The organism is Cyanobium sp. BA20m-p-22 (genome assembly GCF_024346275.1).
Lineage (GTDB): Bacteria > Cyanobacteriota > Cyanobacteriia > PCC-6307 > Cyanobiaceae > Cyanobium_A.
Genome location: NZ_JAGQCQ010000201.1, coordinates 1 through 6775, shown reverse-complemented (window position 1 = coordinate 6775; position 6775 = coordinate 1). Strand labels below are relative to the sequence as shown.

Here is a 6775-nt window from a genome sequence, read left to right as displayed (position 1 = left end):
TGAGGAGATCAAGCGCCGCACCAGGGTCGTCGGCATCTTCCCCAACGACTCCGCCATCACTCGCCTGGTAGGGGCGGTGCTGCTGGAGCAGCACGAGCACTGGCAGCTGGAGGGCCGCCGCATGTTCTCCGCCGAGAGCATGGCGACCATCCCCGAACTGGGCGACAGCCCTACCCTGCAGGTCGCCGGCGCCTGAGAGCAGCAGGACGCAGGCCCCAGGGGATCGAGGCTGCAGCGCCCCACAGGACGCAGCGGCCTTGATCGCCGCCCGGGGGCCGGGGCAACAACCTGTGGCTGGTGCCAGCTACTCCAGATCACAACACATCCGCGATCGGGCGAAAGACTTGACAAGTCAATCGCCCTGACTCAACGTGGAAAAGCGAGGTGCATTTGCGCCTCCGGAATGACAGCCCGTCATTCCACCCTGTTCACCCTCTGATCAGGGTATTCGGGCCTCAGGTTTTACACCACGCAAAGGGACGCGGCCGGATCACCGCAAATTACTAATTCCCCGTTGCAGCTGGTGTCACCTGGGTGAACTCGAGAGTGCATGAATAGCGGGTGTAACCCCTCACATTTATTTCCTGGCAACGTCTTGCGGTAACGACCGCACCTGCGGGCATCTGCTCCTGGGCCCTATCAATGGCGTTGTTTTTGTCCCAGATCGAGGATGCGGTGATGCTGCCTGCTTGTGCGGCTGGGATAAGGAGAGGCAGGGCGGCAACTATGGCCGCTGCGCCAATCAATACCTTGGGATGAATGCCTGGAACCGTTCGAGTAGCCATTGGGGGTAACTGATGAATTCAGGAAGATAGCAAATTCTCACCACGCTCAGAATCACTTTGGCGCGCGCTGGATGGTAGCTCAGGTGCTATTTCTCATGCTAGCGGCCTATGGAGTGAACTGTTTCACCTTTTAAAACGGTGACTTAGATCGCGATGAAGGTTTGTTCTTTGAGTGACAAGGCAAAATCCTCGGCCGCTGCATTGACGGTTCCCCAAGATGGCAGGCTACGCATGGTATTCATCCAGCGCGAGACGTTTGGAAAATTTGGATATTCGCAGCGAATGAGATCGCCAAGTGAAATGATTTCAGCGCCCTGATAATCCGCCAGCGTAATGGTGTCGCCACACAGGTAATTATTGTGCGGGCCAATCAGACGCTCGTCAAGAATCTTAAACCAATGCAGAGCCTTCTGCATTCCCCACGAAATAGCACCAGCCTGTTGCGCATCATTGGCACGCTTGTGATGGGGGTAAAGCTGCGGATAGATAAAACCATAGCCAAAGTCCTTGTAAAAATTGGCATTAAACCAATCCATCATCTCGTTGACCTGCGCACGCGCCTGCAGGTCTGTTGGATAGGCTGCGGATCCACATTTCTCGGCAATATATTTGGCGATAGCCGAGGATTCGGTGAGAAAAAAATCACCGTCCTCGAGGACTGGTACCAATTGATTCGGGTTCAACTTCTCGAAGTCGGGATGCTTTTGCGCCCCTGTAAACAAGTCGACCAACTGGTATTCGAGCTCAATGCCTTGGTCCCGAACAAATAATTCAACAATTCGGCTGGTCGTCGAAGCGGGGTGGTAGTGAAGCTTCATGCTGCGTTCCCTTTTGTGAAGGCGCGTTGGTGAATTGTTTCGCCAGGCCCTGGCGAGGGTCCCCAGCATGCACGGTCAGGCACCAAGGTACCGAAGGAAGTGCGCTCCGGCGTCTCTGGTTGTGGCTCGGCGCGGCCGAGAGGTAGATCACGCCGAGGGCGTGCTTGAGGCCTGGACGGTCCCCTCCGCATTTGGTGGGGCGATCGCCTGCAATTCCCCCGGCGCCGAACGCATCGCCCTGACGGCTCCTGAGGGCCTCTCGAGTCATGAGGCGTTCGCTAGCACCCTGGCGCACGAGCAGATCCACCCCAACGCCAGCTCGTAAACTCAGTATTGCCACCAAAGTAGTGCCATAGGCAGCGCGGCCTATGCGAGGGAGGAGCTGGTTGCCTAGCGTGGCCCGGTGATCCTGTGATATCCCCTGCAGATCGGCTCCGATTTCCAGACCCACGCAGCCTCTCTCGCCCACTGGGCCGAACACTTGAGGGCAGCGCCCGCGGACCTCACTCAGGTGCTCTCGTAGTCAAGGCAGGCGGCCAATCTGATCACATCAGAGGCCCTGGTGCCTCAGCCCAGCAGATCCGTTGCAAACCGGTGGGTATGTGTAGACACTGCCCCACCTCTTGCCTCTTTCTCCCCGAGGGAGGCACGCCCCACCGATGATGGTATTTTTTTATTCGAACCCCCGGACTACGGCAGGTTACACCTACCCATGAGACATCAATCTACCTCGAGCTGATTTTGCTAGAGACATCATCATACCGCCCATAGCGCATTCTATAAAAAGAATAGATTGGACTCAAATTTAATAAAAGCACCCCTAGAGTTAATATGATTGCAAGGAGCCAACCGCCGTCCCTAATCCATAGGCTAATGACTAATTTCCTAACCAAGTCATCAATTCACCGTCTTCTTGAGAGTTGAATTAGCTTACATTTTCGTTGTTCGAGCCAGACAATGCTGTCAGTTCATAACCATGGTCACCCACGCTCACCACAGGCGCCTTTGCTTGGCCGGCGGCAAGCGGCCACTCCGCCACAGCCACCGCCATAACACCAAAAGCTGATTTAGTTAGCGATGTTCACAGAGGCAAGCTTAGATTATCGCCCGCTACAGAAATCGTCGGCTGATTTGCGGTGATTATGCCAGCCAATATATCCCGAACAGGATTTGAAGAGTTGCACAATAATGACTTATCTGAACTATGTAGTTAATGCTTAGTCACCACACCCGGAAATCGCTTCCGCCCGGCCACAAGCTGTACCTATAGCGGTGGTCTGTCATCAGCAGGCGCCGGCAGCTGTCCGCAAGGTGATCAGGATGGGTGGGGTTTAGATCAATGCGCTTGCCACACACACTGTCGGGCATGTCGTGATATGACGACTGAGAGAGTTTGGATCTGATAGATTTCAGCCTGCAGGGGCTGGCTCAGCTGCAGGCGCTGTCGCGGGACAGAATGCCTTGGGACAAGGTATGATCATATAAATACTCATACCCTCCTATGGCCCCAGCCCTCTCTGAGCGCGTCACTGTGACCATGCCGGCGGAGCTGGTGGCGGGGATTGATCGGGTGGAGCGCAATAGAAGCCGCTTCATTGCAGAAGCTGTGCGTCATGAGCTCAAGCGCAGACAACGGCAGGAGTTGCTGCGCTCGCTGGAGGATCCCCATCCCGACAGCCTCACCACTGCCGAATTAGGTCTGGAGAACTGGAGCCAGGGGCTACCGGCGGGTGATCTCAACCTGCTCGACCCCAGTGCCGGTGTGCCGGTGCAGTGGAGTGGGGAGCAGGGCTGGCAGGAGCCGGACGCATGAGCCTGGCTAGGGGCACGGTGGTGCTGGTGGATCTTGAGCCCACCCAGGGTCATGAGCAGCAGGGCACCAGGCCCTGTGTTGTGGTGAGCGATGAGGATGTGAATAGCAATCAGCGCTTCCCCTTGATTGCGGTGGTTCCCGTGACGGGCACCCCCGCCCAGGGTGCCCTCTACCCAGATCTCGCACCAGGAGCCAGCGGGCTCACTAAGCCATCTACAGCTCTGGTGGACCAGGTGCGCTCGATCGACAAGCAGCGCATCCGCCGGCGTTATGGCCAAGTGTCGGCGGCGGAACTGGTGGCAATTAACAGAGGCCTCTGCCTATATCTGGGGCTGGACCCAGAGATGTGAGTCACAGGCCTAGAAGTCCGGCTTAGGCTCTGGCGTGTCTAATCAGCCAAGGCCCGCGAGGAGCTTTGATCGAGCACATTCCCACAGAGCAAAGCTCTGGATGAGAAGGCGCGGACGCTCAGCGCTGCCGTGAGTTGGACGCTTGTGCGGGGCCGGGATAACGAATTGGCTCCACATGTCCCATCCAGTCGATCGCGGAACTGTGCAGGTCGTAATAGCCAGCCACCACCGCCAAGTGACCTGCACGCACCCGATCGGTCAGCAGCACACTGGAGTGCACCAGATTGGCAGCGGCGCTGAGGGTGTGGCGCCGGCAGGATTCTTCCAGGGTGAGGTGCTCGCCATACTGCAACAGCTCCATGCGCAGCTGGCCCACCACCTGGGAAAGGCTGGGCGTGAGCAGCAATTGAGGGTTAAGGGCGGCAGACACGGCGCCACAGGCCTCATGCCCCAGCACCACAACCAGCGACACATCAAGATGGCCCACCGCATATTCGAGGGAGGCGATCGCTGCAGTGGTACTCATCGTGCCGGCATTGCGCACCACGAAAAGGTCGCCGAAACCTGAGTCAAAGAGCAGCTCCACCGGAACCCGCGAATCGGCGCAGCCGAGCACCGCCGCCAGGGGATGCTGGCCTTCCACCACAGCCCGCATGCGTTCTCTGGTGGTGTGAGGATGTATGGAGTGGCCATCTAGAAAACGTTCGTGGCCCTCCTTTAGCCAGCGCAGCACGGCGGCTGGTCGGACCAGGGGGGATGGGTCTTGATCCGGGAGCTGGTTTGGTTCAGAGGGAGCGCTTGATTCGGCCATGGAGAGCAACAAAACCAAGTGGCACTTTGAATTCCTTCTAAATCGCACCCCCACAGTCTGCGCAGATGTTCAATACGAACAGCTCGTGTCAACTGACATGGGAAGCGCCAGCAGCTTCTGGGGCTCCCAACATATGTTATCCATCCTGAGCCCATCAGCACATGGGCCTGAACCCGAGGGGCATGTAGGTCAGACAGTCGGTTGGGTTCCCCTTGCGCTCGTGTCCTCTTCGATTCGGTAATATTCCCGATCGTCCGAGCAGCAGAGATCGGCGTAGTAGCGTTCGAGTTCCTGATGGGCCTCGTTGTAGCTGGCATATAGCCGCTTGGTGATGGAATCGCTGACGCCGTCATCGCGTCGTATCCGGTACTGGGTCATGGTTTAGTAGTAACGGCTGGGGGATTTCCCCGGCTGATCGATATGCCGCATCCGCACACCCGAACACGTGAATTGATTCATATTTGTAGTGAAGGTTGCTTCTAATTATTCCATCAGGCCCCTGTCACGGCGTGCAGGGTCCGTTGGCACTGATCACTACCTCGTCACCCAGCATCACGGCCGAGAGTAGGGCCTGGAGTGCGGGCTCGGCTACGTTCACGCAGCCACCGGTCACCTTTTGGTCGATGCGTTTGTCGTTGTTGCTGCCGTGGATGGCGAAGCTGTACCAGCGGAATTTGCCTTCGTAGGTGTTGAAGGCGAACGGCTGCTTGACGCTGCCCACCGGCGCCAAGCTCACGTAGCCGCTGCCGTATTCCCGAGTTTCACCATCGCCGTCAAAGTCGATGGCGTTCATGTTGCGGAAAAGAGTCTGGCGCAGTTCAGCTTCGCTCTTACCTGATTGGGCGACCAGCTCCGGCTCCATCTCGAAGCGATCGTGGCTGAAGATCCCATTTACCCGGAAGCGCCCCAGCGGCGTGTAGCCCTCCTCGAAGCGGCTGCCGGCGCAGGTGATGCCGTTGCGGCCGAAACCCACCTTGAAGACTTTGCGTTCCTGGCCGCGGGTAAGTATTCCATAACTCCTCGACGGCGCCTTCTGGTCGAGCTCAATCCGGATCGGTCCCGTTACAGCCGATGGGGCCTCACGGGAGGGGTTGCCGCCGCAGCCCACCAGAGCCAGGCAGAACCCCGCAAGGGCCAGCGAAGGGAGACGGTGCATGGCGGGCGGCAAGCTCACACCCCATGTTGCCGCGCCCCCAGGGTCTACCAGCCGTTGATCGCCTGACGGCGCAGCTGGCTCACCACCCCATCTCGTTTCAGCCTGCCGAGGGCCACGTTGATCCTGCTGACACTTGCGTCGTTCAGCGTGGGGGCCAAGGCAAAAGCCTGGCTCTGGGGATTGAGATCGCGTAGGGCCAGGCCGTAGCGCTTGTCGGAGAGCTGCTGCAGCAGGAAGTCAAGTTGGATGTCATCGGCCATAACCGCATCCACTGCGCCAGCTGCCAGCAGGGAATCGGCATCCGGTACCCGCATCAGCTTGCGTAATTGGATCGGCGGCCGCAGGCCGCTGCCGTTGAGGCCTCGCAGCAGTTCTTCGCTGACACTGCCTGGACGCACGCCCACCCGTTGGCCCGCCAGATCGTTGAGGCTGCGCACAGAGCGGCTGGCGAGGTCCTGATTGCCACGCACCACGTTGATTGTCACGTAGCTCACCAGCAGGGACGCGCTGACGATCCGCACCAGGTAGGCCAGAAACACCAGGGAGTGGCCGCGGGCTGTCACCACCACCGTGTTGGTGCCTGGCCCGGTTGCCAGCACCTGGAAGATCAGGGCAAAGCCGCGGCGGCGACCCACTTCCCAGGCAGCCGGTTTGCTGCCGGAGCGCTCCACCCGCCATACCGCCACGCTCAGCAGGCCGATCAGGCCCACATAGGCCAGTAGCAGGCGAATCAGGTCGGGGCCCAGCAGCGACTGCAGCAGCGATACTCCCAGATCCAGCCGGGTGCGCAGGGTCATCACTCCCAGACCAGTCTCCTGGAACGGCAGGGAGAAACGGTTGCTCCCCAGCCGTTCCGGTGAGACGGTGATGCAGCCAATGGCCACATCCAGTTCACCGCGGCGGGTGGCCTCTAGGAGGCTGGCGGTGCTCTCCCGTGGCACCAGCACGTAGGGCAGCCGCTCCTGGTCGGCAATGCGTTGCCACAGCTCCACGGCCATCCCACTCCAGCTGCCCTGTTTGCGGAACGAGCAGGGCTGGGAGC

At 59.1% G+C, this 6775-nt stretch carries 9 protein-coding genes; 4 read left to right on the top strand and 5 right to left on the bottom strand.

The window, feature by feature from the left end:
• A partial coding sequence (locus KBZ15_RS15400) for a transposase (protein WP_255016081.1) occupies positions 1-196 on the top strand: 196 nt, incomplete at its 5' end.
• 732 nt (positions 197-928) lie between these two features.
• Here the strand turns inward: KBZ15_RS15400 and KBZ15_RS15395 are convergent.
• The gene (locus KBZ15_RS15395; protein ID WP_255016080.1) at positions 929-1672 is read right to left on the bottom strand and encodes a glutathione S-transferase family protein; all 744 of its coding nucleotides are present in this window, start codon (positions 1670-1672) and stop codon (positions 929-931) included.
• A gap of 52 nt (positions 1673-1724) precedes the next feature.
• Between KBZ15_RS15395 and KBZ15_RS15390 the strand changes: the two genes are divergently transcribed.
• The 3 genes from KBZ15_RS15390 (at position 1725) to KBZ15_RS15380 (ending at position 3766) form a co-directional block, all read left to right on the top strand.
• Positions 1725-1928, top strand: a complete 204-nt coding sequence (locus KBZ15_RS15390; RefSeq protein ID WP_255016079.1) for a hypothetical protein — start codon at positions 1725-1727, stop codon at positions 1926-1928.
• 1176 nt (positions 1929-3104) lie between these two features.
• A complete protein-coding gene (locus KBZ15_RS15385) occupies positions 3105-3416 on the top strand; it encodes a CopG family ribbon-helix-helix protein (protein WP_255016078.1) in 312 nt (103 codons plus the stop codon).
• Positions 3413-3766, top strand: coding sequence for a type II toxin-antitoxin system PemK/MazF family toxin (locus KBZ15_RS15380; RefSeq protein ID WP_255016077.1), 354 nt, complete (start codon positions 3413-3415; stop codon positions 3764-3766). Before KBZ15_RS15385 ends, KBZ15_RS15380 begins: the two co-directional genes overlap by 4 nt.
• A 118-nt stretch (positions 3767-3884) precedes the next feature.
• Here KBZ15_RS15380 and KBZ15_RS15375 read toward each other — a convergent pair whose 3' ends face one another.
• From KBZ15_RS15375 to KBZ15_RS15360, 4 genes are all read right to left on the bottom strand, one after another.
• Positions 3885-4577, bottom strand: coding sequence for a carbonic anhydrase (locus KBZ15_RS15375; protein ID WP_255016076.1), 693 nt, complete (start codon positions 4575-4577; stop codon positions 3885-3887).
• A 189-nt stretch (positions 4578-4766) separates the two neighbouring features.
• The gene (locus KBZ15_RS15370; protein WP_255016075.1) at positions 4767-4955 is read right to left on the bottom strand and encodes a hypothetical protein; all 189 of its coding nucleotides are present in this window, start codon (positions 4953-4955) and stop codon (positions 4767-4769) included.
• Between the two features lie 124 nt (positions 4956-5079).
• Complete coding sequence (locus tag KBZ15_RS15365) at positions 5080-5733, bottom strand: L,D-transpeptidase (protein WP_255016082.1); 654 nt, start codon at positions 5731-5733, stop codon at positions 5080-5082.
• 44 nt (positions 5734-5777) lie between these two features.
• Positions 5778-6775: transporter substrate-binding domain-containing protein (locus KBZ15_RS15360; RefSeq protein ID WP_255016074.1), on the bottom strand; the 998-nt coding region annotated here is incomplete at its 5' end.

Excerpts from the sequence above, each read along its gene's own strand:
- KBZ15_RS15395 (WP_255016080.1), bottom strand. The coding sequence starts at position 1,672 with ATGCTGGGGACCCTCGCCAGGGCCTGGCGAAACAATTCACCAACGCGC.
- KBZ15_RS15385 (WP_255016078.1), top strand. The coding sequence starts at position 3,105 with ATGGCCCCAGCCCTCTCTGAGCGCGTCACTGTGACCATGCCGGCGGAG.
- KBZ15_RS15380 (WP_255016077.1), top strand. The coding sequence starts at position 3,413 with ATGAGCCTGGCTAGGGGCACGGTGGTGCTGGTGGATCTTGAGCCCACC.
- KBZ15_RS15375 (WP_255016076.1), bottom strand. The coding sequence starts at position 4,577 with ATGGCCGAATCAAGCGCTCCCTCTGAACCAAACCAGCTCCCGGATCAA.
- KBZ15_RS15370 (WP_255016075.1), bottom strand. The coding sequence starts at position 4,955 with ATGACCCAGTACCGGATACGACGCGATGACGGCGTCAGCGATTCCATC.
- KBZ15_RS15365 (WP_255016082.1), bottom strand. The coding sequence starts at position 5,733 with ATGCACCGTCTCCCTTCGCTGGCCCTTGCGGGGTTCTGCCTGGCTCTG.